We start from the raw sequence: 16,258 nt of genomic DNA, 5'->3' as shown, positions 1-16,258 counted from the left end.
CCCGGCTCACCCCACAAGCCCCGCACCACCTCGCGAACCCCGCAGACCTCGCCCGAGCCCCGGCCGCCCACGCGGGCCGCCGCGCCGGCCCGCCCCCGTACCATCCGGTCCCGCACCATCCGGAAATCGCACCATCCGGAACCCGTACAGTCCTCCCTCCTTACCCCGGCAGTTCCTTCAGCCGGATGGAGCGGAAGGAGACCTGGTCGTCGGTGTCGTGGTTCTGGAGGCCGAGGTAGCCGTCCTTCAGGCTGCGGGCGGGATCGGTGTTGGTGAAGTCGTTGATCTTCGCCCCGTTGAGATAGACCCGGACGCGCTCTCCCTGCACTCTGATCTCATAGGTATTCCACTGCCCCGGTGGCCGCAGAACACGATCGCGCGCCCTCAGATCGGCCGACTTGAAGCCGTAAATGGCTCCGGTGGTGCGGTCGGGGGCGTCCGTCGCGTCGATCTGGATCTCATAACCCCGGTGGACGGCGGACCAGGGGTCGTCGGAGGCGGGGAAGCCGATGAAGATCCCGGAGTTGTCGTCGCCCTCGGCCTTCCAGTCGAGAGTCAGGGAGTAGGAGCCCAGTTCCCGGGCCTGGTACCACAGCAGCCCCATGCCTCCTTCGGAGCGCAGTTCCCCGCCGCTGATGGTGAAGCGTCCCGGTCCCGCCTGCTTCCAGCCGTCGAGGGTCTTGCCGTTGAAGATCGGCCGCGCTCCGGTCCGGGGCGCGCAGTCGGCCGCGACCTGGCCGGTGGCGTACCGCAGCCCGCCCAGGAGGTGCTGGCGGAAGGCGGGGTCGGCGTAGGACTCACGGGTGTGGCCGCCGCCGGTGTAGAAGGAGCGTCCGCCCTGGTAGTTCTGGCACCAGGCGATGGGGTGGTCGCCCTTCATGGTGCCGCCCTCGTAGCTGGTCTCGTCGAGGGTGGCGAGGATCCGGGCCGTTCCGCGCGGGTTGGCGCGGTAGTTGTACCACTCGTCGTCGCGGACCCATTCCGCGCCCAGGTGCCGGGTGGCGGGGTGGGTGGTGTCCTCGACGCGGACGGTGGCGTTCTGGATCCTCGGGTGGGAGTCGAAGTAGGCGCCGACGAGCCCCCCGTAGAAGGGCCAGTCGTACTCGGTGTCGGCGGCTGCGTGGATTCCGGCGTAGCCGCCCCCGGTGGCGATGTAGTTCTCGAAGGCCCGCTGCTGCTCGGCGTTGAGGACGTCACCGGTGGTGGAGAGGAAGACGACGGCGTCGTAGCGGGCGAGGTTGGCGGTGGTGAACTGGGCGGCGGTCTCGGTGGCGTCGACGGTGATGCCGCTGGTCCGGCCCAGTTCCTTCAGTGCGGCGATCCCGGCGGGGATGGAGTCGTGCCGGTATCCGGCCGTACGGGAGTACACGAGGACGCGTTTGGCGGTGCGGTCGGGCGGGGTGCTGGAGATGGTGAAGTCGTCGAGGTCGTACAGGGCCCCGGCGCCGCCCTTGAAGACCAGGTAGAGGGAGGTGGAGGCGCGGGGGACGGCCCGCAGCGGGATGTCGACGTCCTGGAAGGTCTCCCAGCCCCCGGTGACGGGGATGGGCCCGGAGCCGAGGATCCTGCCGTCCGGCGATCCGGTGCGCACCTCCAGGAAGCCGCCCTCGCCTCCGGAGGAGATCCGCGCGGTGAGCCGGGTGGCCCCGCCGAGCGCGTAGGGCCGGAAGGAGATCCAGTCGCCGTCGTCGATCTCGCCGACGGTCTTGCCGCCGTGGGCGGTGGGCTTGTTGTACGTACGGACTCCGGAGGCGCTGGAGTGGTGCTCGGCCTGCCGGTGGCGGGGCTGGAGGGTGGCCTGGTCGCGGCCGGTGAGGGCGCCTTGGCCGCCGCCTCCGCCGTCGGTGTACTCGGCGGCGAGGACACCGAAGATGTTGGCGTTGGGGTCGTGGCCTCCGTCGGAGGAGGTGGTGAGGGTGCCGGAGCACCCCTCGGCGGTGCTGATGGGATGGCCGTGGCTGTCGTGGCCGAGGATGTAGCTGACCTTGACCTTGGCGCAGTCGATGGGACCGTCCTCGCGGTCGCTGACCCGCACCCGGAAGGGGATGGTGTCCCCGAAGGTGAAGAGGGCTCCGTCGGTGGGGAGTTCGAGGGTCACCTTGGGGGCGGTGTTGCCGACGACGACGCGGACACTGGCGGATCCGGTCCGTCCGGTGGGGTCCTCGACGGTGAGGGTCGCGGTGTAGGTGCCGTTGGCGCGGTAGGTGTGGGTGGGGTGGGCGGCGGTGGAGGTGGCGCCGTCGCCGAAGGTCCACTCATGGCCCAGGGCGTCACCGTCGGGGTCGCCGCTGCCCTCGGAGGAGAAGGCGACCCGCAGCGGGGCGGTGCCGGAGGTCTTCGAGGCGCGGGCCTCGGCGCTGGGCGCGCGTCCCGCGGTGGCGTTCTCGATGCGGTAGAGGGCGGAGTGCTCGTTGCCGCCGAACCAGGCCGTGCCGTAGTCGAGGACGTACAGCGCCCCGTCCGGGCCGAAGGCCATGTCCATGACCTGGGTGCCGGTCCAGGGGAAGGGGTTGATCCTGGCCACCGAGCCGTCGGGGCCGTGTTCGATCCGCTTGATCCAGCGGCGGCCGAACTCTCCGGCGAAGGCGTCGCCGTCGAAGGACTCGGGGAACTTCACCGGTGAGGGGTTGGCCGGGTCGTAGCGGTAGACGGGCGCGCCCATGGGGGACTCGGAGCCGCCGCCGAGTTCGGGCACGGATCCGCCGTCGTAGGGCAGCCAGGCGCCGCGGGCCGGTGGGAGCGCGGTGAGCCCGGTGTTGTGCGGGGAGTCGTTGACCGGGGCGGCGCAGTCGAAGGTACGCCCGGAGGTCTTGGTGGCGAAGTCGTAGTCGGTGTACGGCTCTCCGCCGATGCCGCAGAAGGGCCAGCCGTAGTTGGCGGGCTCGGTGATCCTGAGGAACCCGACCTTCCCGCTCGGTCCGCGGGCGGGGTCGGCGGTGGCGGCGTCCGGCCCGTACTCACCGACGTAGAGATGTCCGGTGGGCCGGTCGATGTTGAGGCGGAAGGGGTTGCGCAGCCCCATCGCGTAGATCTCGGGGCGGGTCTTCGGGGTGCCGGGGGCGAAGAGGTTGCCCGCGGGGACGGTGTACGAGCCGTCGGCGGCGACCGTGATCCGCAGGATCTTACCGCGCAGGTCGTTGGTGTTGGCGGCGGTGCGCCGGGCGTCATAGGCCGGGTTGCGGCCGGGCCGGTCGTCGATGGGGGTGTAGCCGTCGGAGGCGAACGGGTTGGTGTCGTCCCCGGTGGAGAGGTAGAGGTTGCCCTCGGCGTCGAAGTCGATGTCCCCACCGACATGGCAGCAGATGCCCCGGGTGGCGGGGATGTCGAGGATCTTCTTCTCGCTGGCGTTGTCGAGGGTGCCGTCGGGCCTGAGGACGAACCGCGAGAGCCTGTTCACCCCTTCGTACGGGGCGAAGTCGGCCGGAGTGCCCTCGGTGGGGGCGTCGCCCTGCGGGGTGGTGAGCGGCGGGGCGTAGTAGAGATAGATGAAACGATTTTGCGCGAACCTGGGGTCGATGCCGATGCCCTGGAGGCCCTCCTCGTCATGGCTGTAGACGGGGATGGTCCCAACCCGCCGGGTGGTGCCCCGGCTGTCGGTCATCCTCAGCTCGCCGTCGCGGGAGGTGTGCAGCACGCTGCGGTCGGGCAGGACCGCGAGCGACATGGGCTCGCCCGTCTCGTCGGCGCCCTTGGCGAGGGTGATCTGGTCGAACCGCTCGGCGGGCGCGGACGGTTCGGCGGACGGTCCGACCCGTACCGGACGATCAGCGGACGCGGACGGTACGGAGTCGCCGACCGTCCCCACCCGTACCGGACGATCAGCCGACGCGGACGGTACGGAGTCGCTGGCCGCCCTCACCCGTACCGGACGATCAGCCGACGCGGACGCCGCGGACTCGCTGGCCGACAGCGCCACCGGCACCGCCGGCCGCGCGGTGTCGGCGGCGGCCCGCGGCGGGGACAGGGTGAGCGGGGTGAGGGCGAGCAGCCCGGCGGTGACCAGGGCGAGCGCGTCGCTCCCCCGGAATCGGGGCCGTCGTATCGGGGTGGGGCCGGTGCCGGCCCTGACTCTGCGTCTCTTCAGGTGCACGTCATTCCTCCGGGATGAACCGGCCGACATCCCTCCGGATGGACCGGTCGAACGGACGGGGTGCCGTGGATCCGGGGTGCGCCGCCACACCGGGGCCACCGAGGGCCGGTCCGGGGTTCTGGCGGACGCGGAAGCGAAACGGAAGAGGGAACGGGAACAGAGGAGGGGACGCGGGTCCGCCCACCCGTGTCCCGCGGTACGGAGGAGACCTCGGCGCCCGCCCGGCGGCGCGGTCGGGGTTCCCGCACCACTCCGGCGGCCCGCGAGGGCGTTCACCCCCGCCCGTCCGGCGGGCGAGGTGCCCCGCCGGACCCGCGACGCCGCGCTCCCGCTTGTCGTGGTTCCTGGTCCTGCCTGATCCCGGAGAGACCCGGGGTTCGGTACACCTCAGGGACGGTAGACGGGTTCGTCCGGCACGGAAAGCCCTTGCGCGGTCAGCGGTCCGAACTTCCGCCCCGGGCAGGACAAAGCGGGTTCGGGGCAGGCCCGCCACCCGGTCCACACCGCGACGACGCGGACCGGGCCCCGGGACCTCGCCCCGCGCTACTCCTCCCGGCCCCCGAACGCCGCGTCGAAGGCCGCCGCCGGTGGCTCGAAGTCAAACCGCTTGAGGTGGGCGAGCGCCTCCGGCGCCCCCGCCAGACGGTCCATCCCGGCGTCCTCCCACTCGACGGAGACGGGTCCCTCGTACCCGATCGAGCGCAGCATCCGGAAGATGTCCTCCCAGGGCACTCCCCCATGGCCCGCCGAGACGTAGTCCCAGCCCCGCCGGGGATCGCCCCAGGGAAGATGCGAGCCGAGCCGCCCGTTGCGCCCGTCCAGCCGGGTGCGCGACTCCTTGCAGTCGACGTGGTAGATCCGCTCCCGGAAGTCGTAGAGGAACCCGACCGGATCGAGGTCCTGCCAGACGAAGTGGCTCGGGTCGAAGTTCAGCCCGAACGCGGGCCGGTGGTCCACGGCCGCGAGCGCCCGCTGGGTGGTCCAGTAGTCGTAGGCGATCTCACCGGGGTGGACCTCGTGCGCGAAGCGCACCCCCTCCGCGTCGAAGACATCGAGGATGGGGTTCCAGCGCTCGGCGAAGTCCTCGTACCCCCGCTCGACCATCCGTTCCGGTACGGGGGGAAACATGGCGACCAGATGCCAGATCGAGGATCCGGTGAACCCGACCACGGTCCGCACCCCGAAGGCGGCGGCGGCCCGCGCGGTGTCCTGGAGCTCGGCCGCCGCCCTGCGCCGCACACCCTCCGGCTCGCCGTCGCCCCAGACCCTGGCGGGCACGATGGCCTGGTGGCGCTCGTCGATGGGATGGTCGCAGACGGCCTGGCCGACGAGATGGTTGGAGATGGCCCAGCACCGCAGTCCGTACTTCTCCAGCAGGGCGCGGCGCCCGTCGAGATAGCCGGGTTCCACGAGCGCCCGGTCCACCTGGAAGTGGTCTCCCCAGCAGGCCAGCTCCAGGCCGTCATAGCCGAAGTCACGGGCGTACCGGCACACCTCCTCCAGCGGGAGATCGGCCCACTGGCCGGTGAAGAGGGTGAAGGGACGGGTCATGACGCCTCCCTGGCGTGGCGGCGGTGTCGGTCGCGGGCCGTGGTACGGGGGTGATGGGTGTGGAGCAGAGGGCCGGGCGGGTACGGGTGTGCCGCTTATCGACCGGTCGCCGCCGCCTCATGGCGCGGGCACCGCGACATAGGCGGCGCCGCGCCCCGCGCTCTCCTCCACCGCCGCCAGCACCCGCTGCACCTGGAGCCCGTCCTCGAAGGACGGTTCCGGCTGGCTGCCGGAGGCGATGGCGTGCAGGAGGTCGCGCGCCTGGTGGGTGAAGGTGTGCTCGTAGCCGAGCGCGTGCCCCGGCGGCCACCACGCCGCCAGATAGGGGTGATCCCGCTCGGTGACGAGGACACGCCGGAAGCCGGAGGAGGCGGCGGGCTCGGTGTGGTCATGGAAAGAAAGCTCGTTGAGCCGTTCCAGGTCGAAGGCGAGGGAGCCGCGCTCGCCGTTGATCTCGAACCGCAGGCTGTTCTTCCGCCCGGCCGCCATCCGGGTGGCCTCGAAGGAGGCGAGCGCGCCGGAGGGCAGCCGTCCGGTGAACAGGGCCGCGTCGTCCACGGTGACCCGGCCCGTGCCCGGACCGGCCCCCGCCGCCTCTGGCCCCGTCGCCGCTCCGGCCCCCGCCGCCCCTGGCATCGCCGCCGCTCCTGGTACCACCGCGAGCGGACGCTCCCGTACGAAGGTCTCGGTCAGCGCCGAGACGCCCGTCAGTCGCTCCCCCGCCAGATACTGGGCGAGGTCGACGATATGGGCCCCGAGATCGCCGAGCGCGCCCGAGCCCGCGTGCTCGCGGCGCAGCCGCCAGGTCAGCGGGAAGGCGGGGTCGACCAGCCAGTCCTGGAGATAGGTGAACCGCAGATGGCGCAGCGCGCCCAGGCGGCCGTCGGCGATCAGCCGGCGGGCGTGGGCGACGGCGGGCACCCGCCGGGAGTAGAAGCCGACCATGGCGACCTGGCCGCGCTGGCGGGCCAGATCGGCGACGGCCCGCATCGCCTCGGCCTCGGCGACGCTGTTGGCCAGCGGTTTCTCACAGAGAACGTGTTTGCCCGCCTCCAGGGCCGCGATGGCGATCTCCGCGTGGAGGTCCCCGGGGGTGCAGATGTCGACGAGGTGGACGTCGTCGCGGGCGATGAGGTCACGCCAGTCGGTCTCGGCCGCCGCCCAGCCGTGCCGCCCGGCGGCCGCGCGGACGGCGTCGGCGTCCCGGCCCGCGATGGCCGCGAGCACCGGCCGTAGCGGCAGGTCGAAGACGCGGCCGACGGTCCGCCACCCCTGGGAGTGGGCGGCGCCCATGAACGCGTAGCCGACCATGCCCACGCCCAGCGCCGGAACGGCGCGGGGGGACGGGACCGCGCCGGGTGCCGGGGCGCCACCGGGCGCCGTAGCGGCGTCGCTGTCCCTCTGTTCCATACGGATTCCTCCTCGTCGGTCTGCGGTGGGGGCGGGCGCGCGCCGGTCAGACGAAGCCGGTGGGCAGGTACTGGTCGACGTTGTCCTTGGTGACGACGGCGGAGTACAGGGTGAGGGAGGCCGGGATCTCCATCTCGGCCATCCCGCCCACCCCGGCGCCCTGGGCGACGGCACGGGCGAGGTCGATCGCGGAGGCGGCCATCGTCGGTGGATAGAGCACGGTGGCCTTGAGCACGCTGTCATCGGACTTGATGGCGTCCATCGCGGACTTGGCCCCGGCGCCGCCGACCATGAAGAAGTCCTCACGGCCCGCCTGCGCGATGGCGCGCAGCGCGCCGACCCCCTGGTCGTCATCGTGGTTCCAGAGCGCGTCGAAGCGGCTCTGGGCCTGGAGCAGCTGGGCCATCTTGGCCTGTCCGGACTCGACGGTGAAGTCGGCGGCCTGGCGGGCGACCTTGCGGATGGTGGGGTAGTTCTTCAGGGCGTCGTCGAAACCCTGGGTGCGCTGGCGGGTGAGTTCGAGGCTGTCGACCCCGGCCAGTTCCACCACCGTGGCGTTGGGTCTGTCCTTGAGCCGTTCGCCGATGAACCGTCCGGCGTTGAGTCCCATGCCGTAGTTGTCGCCGCCGATCCAGCAGCGGTACGCCTGGGGCGAGGCGAAGATCCGGTCCAGGTTGACCACGGGGATGCCCGCCTTCATCGCCTGGAGCCCGACCTGGGTCAGCGCCTTGCCGTCGGCGGGCAGGATGACCAGGACGTCGACCTTCTTGTTGATCAGTGTCTGGATCTGGCCGATCTGGGCGGCGGTGTCGTTGGAGCCCTCGGTGATCTCCAGGGTGACGTCCTGGTACTTCTCGGCCCGGGAGCGGGCGTTGTCGTTGATGGCGTTGAGCCAGCCGTGGTCGGCCTGTGGTCCGGCGAAGCCGATGGTCACCGGCTTTCCCGGGGTGTCGGCGGCGACGGGGGCGCTGTCGGCGGCGGGCTTGGACTCCTGGGGCTCGTTGCTGGTACACGCGGTGAGCAGCGCGCCCGCCGAGACGGCGGCCGTGCCGTAGAGCAGCCTTCTGCGGCTGGGGACGACGGGGTCCGGCATATCGGAATCAGTCCTTCCGTTGGATCCGCTGATGCGGTGACGAACGGGTCGGCCGGCAGGCCGGCGGGCGGAGGCACGGGCGCGTCGGCGGGCGGAGGCACGGGCGCGTCGGCGGGCGGGGGCATGGGCAGGTCGAACGATGGGGCAGACCACCGGCCGATGAGCCGGTCGGCGAACCGGCCGGCGAACCGGTCGGCGAGGCCGTCGACAGGCCGGTCGGCGAACCGGTCGGCGAGGCCGTCGATACGCCGGTCGGCGAACCGGCTGGCGAACCGGCTGACCGGTCGGCCGCCCCGCTCATGGCTGGCCACCGCCGCGCAGGGTCCGGTGCTGCACCAGCACGGCCGCGACGATGATCACGCCCTTGGCGATCTGCTGGACGGCGCTCTCCAGGTTGTTCAGGGCGAAGATATTGGTGATCGTGGTGAAGATCAGCACCCCGATGACCGAACCGACGATGGTGCCCCGGCCTCCGCTGAGCAGGGTGCCGCCGATGATCACCGCGGCGATGGCGTCGAGTTCGTACAGGTTGCCGTTGGTGTTCTGGCCCGACCCGGAGAGCACGACCAGCATGAAGGCGGCGATACCGCAGCACAGACCGGAGAGCAGATAGAGGAGGAGCCGCTGGCGGCGGATGTCGATCCCGGCCAGCCGCGCCGCCTCCGCGTTGCCGCCGACGGCGAAGACACGCCGCCCGAAGGTGGTCCGGTTCAGCAGCAGCCAGCCGAGGACGACGACGGCGGCGAAGACCAGGACCAGCGGCGGGATCCCGAGGACGTAGGCGTCTTTGACCCCGAGGTCGAGCACCGAGTCCACGGTGACGATCTGGGTCTTGCCGTCGGTGATCTGGAGGGCGAGACCCCGGGCGGAGGCCAGCATCGCGATCGTGGCGATGAAGGGCACCAGCCCGCCGTAGGCGATGAGCACTCCGTTGACCAGGCCGCAGCCGACGCCGACCGCGACGGCGGTGAAGAGGATGCCGCCGAACCCGTACTCCTGGGTGGCGACCGTGGTCGCCCAGACCGACGCCAGCGCCACGATCGCGCCGACGGAGAGATCGATACCGCCGCTGGTGATGACGAAGGCCATTCCGACGGTGACGACGCCGATGATGGACGCCTGGGTGAGGACGAGCTGGAGATTGCTGGTGGCGAGGAACTCGTCCGGCTTGGTGATACCACCGACGACGACCAGCGCCGCGAGCACCCCGAGCAGGGAGAGGTTGCGCGGATCGAGCCGGAAACCGGGGCTTCGCCATGCCGCCTCGCGTGGCGCGTTCGGAGCGCTCGGCATGTTCGGGGCACTCTGCGTGTTCGGCGCATTCGAGGCACTCGGGCAGTTCGAGGTATCCGGAGAGTTCGAGGCACCCGGGGTGTTCGAGGCACCCGGGGTGACCGGCGCGTCCTTCCCGGCCCGAGGGGTCGGCTGGGTCATACCGGCGTGCTCCCTTCCATCACGAGGTCGAGGACACGGTGTTCATCGAGGTCACGGGCGTCGGCGCGATGGACCACCCGGCCCTCCCGCAGCACCAGCACCCGGTCGGCGAGCCCCAGCACCTCCGGGATCTCGCTGGAGACGAGGAGCACGGCGAGGCCCTCGTCGGCCAGCCGCCGTATGACGGCGTAGAGGTCGGCGCGGGCTCCGACGTCGACGCCCCGGGTGGGTTCGTCGAGGAGCAGCACCCGGCAGCCGCGCAGCAGCCAGCGCGCGAGGACGGCCTTCTGCTGGTTGCCGCCGGAGAGGGTGCGTACGGGGGCGTCCGGATGGTCCGGCCGCAGGGACAGCTCCTGGGTGGCGCGGCGGGCCGCCGCCCGCTCGGCGCGCCGGTCGAGCCAGCCCGCGCGGGCGAAGCGGGAGAGGGTGGCGAGGGAGACATTGCGGGTGACGGACTCGGTCAGCAGCAGGCCCTGGGCCTTGCGTTCCTCGGGTGCGAGCCCGATCCCGGCCCGTACGGCGGCGCCGACGGAGCCGGGGCGCAGCGGTACGCCGTCGACCAGGACCCGGCCGCCGGTCGGACGGCGCGCGCCGTAGATGGTCTCCAGGATCTCGGACCGTCCGGAACCCACCAGTCCGGCGAGTCCGACGATCTCACCGGGGCGGATGGCAAGGTCGACGCCCTCGAACTCGCCGTCGCGGCCGAGCCCTTCGACGGTGAGGACGGGAGGCCTTCGGGCACCCTCGCCGGATACCGCTCCCGGCGGGCGGCCGGGGAAGACGTACTCGACGTTCCGCCCGGTCATCAGCGCCACGATCTCCCGGGTGGGTGTCGTGGCGGCGGGCAGTCCCACGGCGACGGCACGCCCGTCCTTGAGGACGGTGACCCGGTTGCCGATGCGGCGGATCTCCTCCAGCCGGTGCGAGATGTAGATGACGGCGACGCCGTCGGCGGTCAGCTCGCCGACGATCCTGAACAGGTTGTCGACCTCGTCGGGGTCGAGCGCGGCGGACGGCTCGTCCATCACGATCAGCCGTACGTCGTGGGAGAGCGCCCGCGCCATGGAGACGATCTGCCGCTGTGCGCTGGACAGGTCGCCGACCGGGCGGGCGGGGTCGATCTCCGGGTGCCCGAGCCGTGCGAGCAGCCGCGCGGTCGCGGCCCGCTCGTCCGTGCGGCGGACCACGAACCCGGCCCGGGTGGGCTCATGTCCGAGATAGACGTTCTCCGCGACGGACACCGCGTCGACCAGGTCCAGTTCCTGGTAGATCGTGGCGATCCCCAGCCGCATGGCGGCCAGCGGCGAGCCGAGCACCACCCGCTCGCCGCGCCATCCGATGGTCCCGCCGTCGGGCTGGTGGGCCCCGGCGAGCACCTTGATCAGGGTGGACTTGCCCGCGCCGTTCTGTCCCAGCAGACAGTGGACCTCACCGGCCGCCACCTCCAGATCGACGCCGTCGAGCGCGCGGACACCCGGGAAGGACTTGGTGATGCCGGACATGGTGAGCAGGGGCGGATCTGGTGCCATGACGAATCCCCTCGGCGGTTACGGCCGGTGAGCGGCGTCCGCGAGGGACGCGATACCCCCGGGCACGGCGCTGACGTGCCGCGCCCGGACAGCGGGCGACGGATCGGGTACGGGGTCGTACGGAGCGGTACGGGGACATACGACGGGCGGCGCGCCGACGTAGGGGCGGCGACGCGATCGGTACACGGCGGCACAAGCGGGTACAGCGGGCACGGGACGCGGTACGGGACCCCGTACGGGACTCAGCACGCGAGGTAGGGGACGTACGAGCGGTAAAGGGTGTACGAGCGGTAGGGGCCGGTACGGATGTGGTGCGGCGGTACGGAGTCGGCGGGTGGGACGGCGGACGCGGGACCCCTGGGATCGCGCCAGGGGCTCCGGTGCGGATGGGCCGGGCACCGCACCCGCCCCGGGCCGCCTCCCGGCACGGGTCCCCCCTTCAGGAGTGCTCCAGGAGTACTTCAGTCGTGCTTCAGCCGTGCTTCGGGAGCGGTCCGCTGAGGGTGCGCCGGTCGCGTGTGCTGCCGGGCGGACGCGCTCGGGGCGCCGGACCCGCGGCGCCGGAACGGAGGTCAGGCCGGGGAGAACAGGTGGTCGCTGATGAGCCGGGCGGCGCCGATCGCTCCGGCCACCGCCCCCAGCTCCCCCAGCACGATGGGCAGATTGCCGGTCGCCAGCGGCAGCGACTGACGGTAGACCTGTGTCCTGACGCTCGCCAGGAGGGTGTGACCGAGACCGGTCACCCCGCCGCCGATCACGACGAGCCCGGGGTTGAAGAAGCTGACGAGCCCGGCGATGACCTGGCCGACCCGGTTGCCCCCCTCCCGTATGAGATCCAGTGAGACGGTGTCACCGGCCGCCGCCGCGCGCGCGACATCGACGGCGGTGAGCCTGCCGGACGTCACGAGACGCTCGGCGAGTTCGGAGGAACGGCCCCCGCGCGCGGCCTCCTCGGCGTCGCGCGCGAGCGCGGCCCCGCTGAAGTGGGCCTCCAGACAGCCCCTGTTGCCGCATGGGCAGGGGCGGCCATAGGGATCGACCTGGATATGGCCTATGTCCCCGGCACTGCCCGTGGTGCCCCGGTAGACCTGACCGCCGACGACGATGCCACAGCCGATACCGGTGCCGATCTTGACGCAGAGGAAGTCCCCGACGGAGCGTGCGACACCGGCGTGCTGCTCGCCCAGGGCCATCAGATTCACATCGTTGTCGACCATGACGGGACAGCCGAGCTCCTGGCTGAGGGCCTCGCGGACCGGGAAGCCGTCCCAGCCCGGCATGATCGGCGGGGCGACCGGGACACCCTCGGGGAAGCGGACCGGTCCCGGGACCCCGATGCCCGCGCCGTCGAAGCCCTCCGCCAGACCGGTGGTCTTGAGCTTGGCCGCCATGGAGAGCGCCTGCTCGAAGACGGCGACCGGTCCCTCCCGGACGTCCATCGGCTGGTTGAGATGGCCGAGGACCTCCAGTTCGGCGTTGGTGACGGCGACATCGATGGAGGTGGCGCCGATGTCGATGCCGAGGAACCGCAGTCCGGGCGCGAGCCGTATGTTGTGCGAACGCCGTCCGCCGCGCGAGGCGGCGAGCCCGTCGGCGACGACCAGTCCGGTCTCCAGCAGCCGTTCGACCTCCACGGCGAGCTTGGAACGGGAGAGGTCGACCAGATCACCCAGCTGGGCCCGGGAGTTGGGGCCACCATCACGCAGCAGCCGCAACAACTTCGCCTGATGCGCGTTCGCGGGTCGTGCCGTCATACGTCTCAACTGCCCCTCCCCTCCCCTGGCCTGTGGCGTGGGGAACCCCCGGCGGATGTGCGCTGCCCCGGGCTTTGAAGGGAACGTAGCAGCGCTTTCACCGAGGGGGAAGAACTTGCGCGGACTTCACTACCGACTTCTTCCACACTCAAGACAAAGCCCTGTCGACGCCCGAACGGCACTCGGTCGGCACTCGGTCGACGTGTGATCGCTCTCCAGCGGCCCTCCGCCGCCCTCCGCCGCCCGGCCCGCCGGGAACCCGCACCGCGCACAGGGGCCCCGGGCCGGATCTTCGGGGCGGCCCGATCCGTACGACGCGCAGGAACGGACCGGACCGGGCCTCAGGGCACTCCCCTGAGCAGGCGGAGCACTCAGGGGATTCAACGGCCTTGGTTGCCTCACGGGCCTCAGTGGCCTCAGCGGCCCCGGTCGATCACTCCGGCGCCGACACCAGCGCCATCAGCCGGTCGAGGAAGACCCGCTGGCCCGCGACGAGCCGCCCCCGCGCCTCCGCGAGCGGGAACCACTCCACCCGGTCCAGCTCCGGGAACTCGCGCACCACGCCCGACCTCGGCGGCCACTCCATCGTGAACGTCCCGGGCACCACCAGCGCGGTGTCCAGATCCGCCTCCACCGCCCACAGGGTCACGATCTTCCCGTTCGGCTGACGCGCCTCTCCCAGCGGCAGCCACTGCCCCTCGGGCGGCTGGAGCCCCAGCTCCTCCTCGAACTCCCGCCGGGCCGCCGCCACCGGCTCCTCCTCGGAGGTGTACTGCCCCTTCGGCACGGACCACGCCTGCTCGTCGTGCCCCTCCCAGAACGGTCCGCCCATATGCCCGATCAGAACCTCAAGGGCCTCAGAGCCAGCTTGCCGCCTCCGGAACAACAACAGTCCCGCGGATCTCACCGTCGTCATGATGCTCAGTCTTCCCTCCCGCGCCGCTTCCCGCCTCCGCCCGCCCCCATCTCGTCCGTCCCCACCTCGTTCACGCCGATCCCGTTCACACCGATCCCGCCACGCCCTCCCGACCCGTACCGCGTCCGGTGGCGGGTCGGTTCACGGCGAGCGGACGATCTGTCCCGCGTACGAGAGGTTCCCGCCGAACCCGAAGAGCAGCACCGGCTCGCCCGAACCGATCTCGCCGCGCTCGACCAGCTTCGCCAGCGCCAGCGGGATGGAGGCGGCCGAGGTGTTGCCGGACTCGACGACGTCACGGGCGATGACCGCGTTCACCGCGCCGATCTTCTGCGCGATGGGCTCGATGATCCGCAGGTTCGCCTGGTGGAGCACCACCGCCGCGAGGTCCTCCGGCAGCACCCCGCCGCGCTCGCACACCTTGCGGGCGATGGGCGGCAGCTGGGTGGTGGCCCAGCGGTAGACGGTCTGGCCCTCCTGGGCGAAGACCGGCGGGGTCCCCTCGATCCGTACCGCGTCACCCATGGCCGGGACCGAGCCCCACAGCACGGGACCGATGCCCGGCTCCGTCCCCGGCTCGGCGGCCTCGACGACGGCGGCGCCCGCGCCGTCCCCGGTCAGCACACAGGTGGTGCGGTCGGTCCAGTCCGTCACGGCGGTCATCTTGTCGGCGCCGATCACGACGGCCCGGCGGGCCGAACCGGCCCGCACCGCGTGGTCGGCGGTGGCGAGCGCATGCGTGAAACCGGCACAGACCACGTTGATGTCCATCACGGCCGGGGACTCCATGCCCAGACGGCGGGCGACCCGGGCGGCCGTGTTCGGGGAGCGGTCGATCGCCGTGGAGGTCGCGACCAGCACGAGATCGATGTCGCGAGGCGCGAGCCCGGCGTTCGCCAGCGCCTTGGCGGCGGCGTGCGCGGCCAGCTCGTCCACCGGCTCCTCGTCCCCCGCCGTATGTCGGGTACGGATGCCGACCCGGGTGCGGATCCACTCGTCGGTGGTGTCGACGATCGCCGCCAGATCCTCGTTGGTGATCGTGGCGGCGGGCTGGTAGTGCCCCAGAGCGGCGATACGTGAACCGATCATCTGCGAATACCCCTCCTGCGGGCGATGGAAGGACCAAGTCTTGGCTGCTACCACCCGGTAAGGGGGCAGGTGATCCGACAGGAAGGACCACAGGTTTTTGGAGCTTCCCGAAGAGTGCCGCCCCCGATCCACGACCATCGTGGCCTGTCAAGGGCCCTGGACGGGAGAATGGCCCGACTACGGCACGTTCCCGGCCCCCACCACGGTTCCGGAGGCGTGACCGAGTGCGTCCACCCCCTCACTCCGCGCGACCTCGCGGACGTCACGGGCACGCCGGGAGATCCTGACAAGCCCCCGGCCCACCCCAGGACGGGCGGACGACCACACCGGACGACGAGATGGAAAGGCCAGGCAGCACACCATGGGACGGGTCACCGAACGCCGCCGCACCCTACGGATCCGGGGCGGTGCGGTCTCCACACGCCCCGACACCCTCGTCGCCGAGGAACCCCTGGAGATCCGGCTGAACGGAAAGCCGCTCGCGATCACCATGCGCACCCCGGGGGACGACTTCGCGCTCGCGGCCGGGTTCCTGGTCAGCGAGGGGGTGATCGCGACGGCCGACGAGCTGCGGGCGATCACCTTCTGTGAGGGGGCCACCGACGACGGCGTCAACACCTACAACGTGGTGAACGTGCGGCTCGCGCCCGGGGTCCCGGTCCCGGATATCTCGCTGGAACGCCACGTCTACACCACCTCCTCCTGCGGGCTGTGCGGCAAGGCCAGCCTGGACGCGGTCCGCACCACCACCCGCTTCCCCCTCGCCGACACTCCCCCACTGCGGCTCACCCCCGAGCTGCTGAGCGGGCTGCCGGACCGGCTCCGCGCGGCCCAGCGGGTCTTCGAACGCACCGGGGGGCTGCACGCCGCCGCCCTCTTCTCGGAAACGGGTGAGCTGCTCGACGCGCGCGAGGACGTGGGGCGGCACAACGCCGTCGACAAGGTCATCGGCCGCGCCCTCCAGAACGGGGGCCTCCCCCTCTCCCGCTCCATCCTCCTCGTCTCGGGCCGGGCCTCCTTCGAACTCGCCCAGAAGGCCGTGATGGCGGGCATCCCCGTACTGGCGGCCGTCTCGGCACCCTCCTCCCTCGCGGTGGATCTGGCATCCGAGGCGGGACTGACCCTGATCGGCTTTCTGCGCGGCCAAGACATGAATGTGTACGCGGGCGAGTCCCGCGTCGTCCTCCCGTGAGGCGGGGTGGCCGCCCGGCCCCGGTGGCCGCGATGGGGCCTGGCAGCCCGTCTGCCCAGTGCCCCTGCGCCGTCGCCCGGCTGCAGCCCGGTGGGCCCGTGGTTCCGTTGTGTTCTGTCTGCGGGGTTCGGTGGCCTCCGGGCTCACCTCCTCGTGAGCGGCGGACGAGACGTCACTCGTGCCGTGAGGCCGGGTTGCCC

The 16,258-nt window shown here is 71.8% G+C and carries 10 protein-coding genes; 1 reads left to right on the top strand and 9 read right to left on the bottom strand.

Annotated features, from left to right (window positions below):
- Positions 1–160 precede the first annotated feature (160 nt).
- The 9 genes from ACFVIM_RS02975 to ACFVIM_RS02935 form a co-directional block, all read right to left on the bottom strand.
- The gene (locus ACFVIM_RS02975) at positions 161–3,859 is read right to left on the bottom strand and encodes a ThuA domain-containing protein (protein WP_384297654.1); all 3,699 of its coding nucleotides are present in this window, start codon (positions 3,857–3,859) and stop codon (positions 161–163) included.
- 774 nt (positions 3,860–4,633) lie between these two features.
- The gene (locus ACFVIM_RS02970) at positions 4,634–5,641 is read right to left on the bottom strand and encodes a sugar phosphate isomerase/epimerase family protein (protein WP_384297624.1); all 1,008 of its coding nucleotides are present in this window, start codon (positions 5,639–5,641) and stop codon (positions 4,634–4,636) included.
- Positions 5,642–5,758: 117 nt separating this feature from the next.
- Positions 5,759–7,051, bottom strand: a complete 1,293-nt coding sequence (locus ACFVIM_RS02965; RefSeq protein ID WP_384297622.1) for a Gfo/Idh/MocA family protein — start codon at positions 7,049–7,051, stop codon at positions 5,759–5,761.
- A 46-nt stretch (positions 7,052–7,097) separates the two neighbouring features.
- Positions 7,098–8,144 (bottom strand): substrate-binding domain-containing protein, encoded by a 1,047-nt coding sequence (locus ACFVIM_RS02960; RefSeq protein ID WP_384297621.1) that lies wholly within the window; start codon positions 8,142–8,144, stop codon positions 7,098–7,100.
- 297 nt (positions 8,145–8,441) lie between these two features.
- Positions 8,442–9,437 carry an ABC transporter permease gene (locus tag ACFVIM_RS02955; RefSeq protein ID WP_384297620.1) on the bottom strand — a complete coding sequence of 332 codons (996 nt, stop codon included), beginning with the start codon at positions 9,435–9,437 and terminating at the stop codon, positions 8,442–8,444.
- A 137-nt stretch (positions 9,438–9,574) separates the two neighbouring features.
- On the bottom strand, positions 9,575–11,107 hold the full coding sequence (locus ACFVIM_RS02950) for a sugar ABC transporter ATP-binding protein (RefSeq protein WP_384297618.1): 1,533 nt from the start codon (positions 11,105–11,107) through the stop codon (positions 9,575–9,577).
- Positions 11,108–11,679: 572 nt separating this feature from the next.
- Complete coding sequence (locus tag ACFVIM_RS02945; protein WP_384297617.1) at positions 11,680–12,861, bottom strand: ROK family protein; 1,182 nt, start codon at positions 12,859–12,861, stop codon at positions 11,680–11,682.
- Positions 12,862–13,294: 433 nt separating this feature from the next.
- On the bottom strand, positions 13,295–13,777 hold the full coding sequence (locus tag ACFVIM_RS02940) for an NUDIX domain-containing protein (protein WP_384297616.1): 483 nt from the start codon (positions 13,775–13,777) through the stop codon (positions 13,295–13,297).
- A gap of 141 nt (positions 13,778–13,918) precedes the next feature.
- Positions 13,919–14,866: a beta-ketoacyl-ACP synthase III gene (locus ACFVIM_RS02935; protein WP_384297614.1), complete on the bottom strand. Its 948-nt coding sequence runs from the start codon at positions 14,864–14,866 to the stop codon at positions 13,919–13,921.
- 361 nt (positions 14,867–15,227) lie between these two features.
- On the opposite strand from ACFVIM_RS02935, the gene fdhD reads away from it, so the two are divergent.
- Positions 15,228–16,058: a formate dehydrogenase accessory sulfurtransferase FdhD gene (fdhD, locus tag ACFVIM_RS02930; protein WP_384297613.1), complete on the top strand. Its 831-nt coding sequence runs from the start codon at positions 15,228–15,230 to the stop codon at positions 16,056–16,058.
- Positions 16,059–16,258 lie beyond the last annotated feature (200 nt).

Origin of the sequence: Streptomyces sp. NPDC057638, assembly GCF_042800315.1 — a bacterium.
GTDB lineage: Bacteria > Actinomycetota > Actinomycetes > Streptomycetales > Streptomycetaceae > Streptomyces.
The sequence above is the reverse complement of the archived record's forward strand: the minus strand, read 5'-3'. Positions and strand labels throughout refer to the sequence as shown.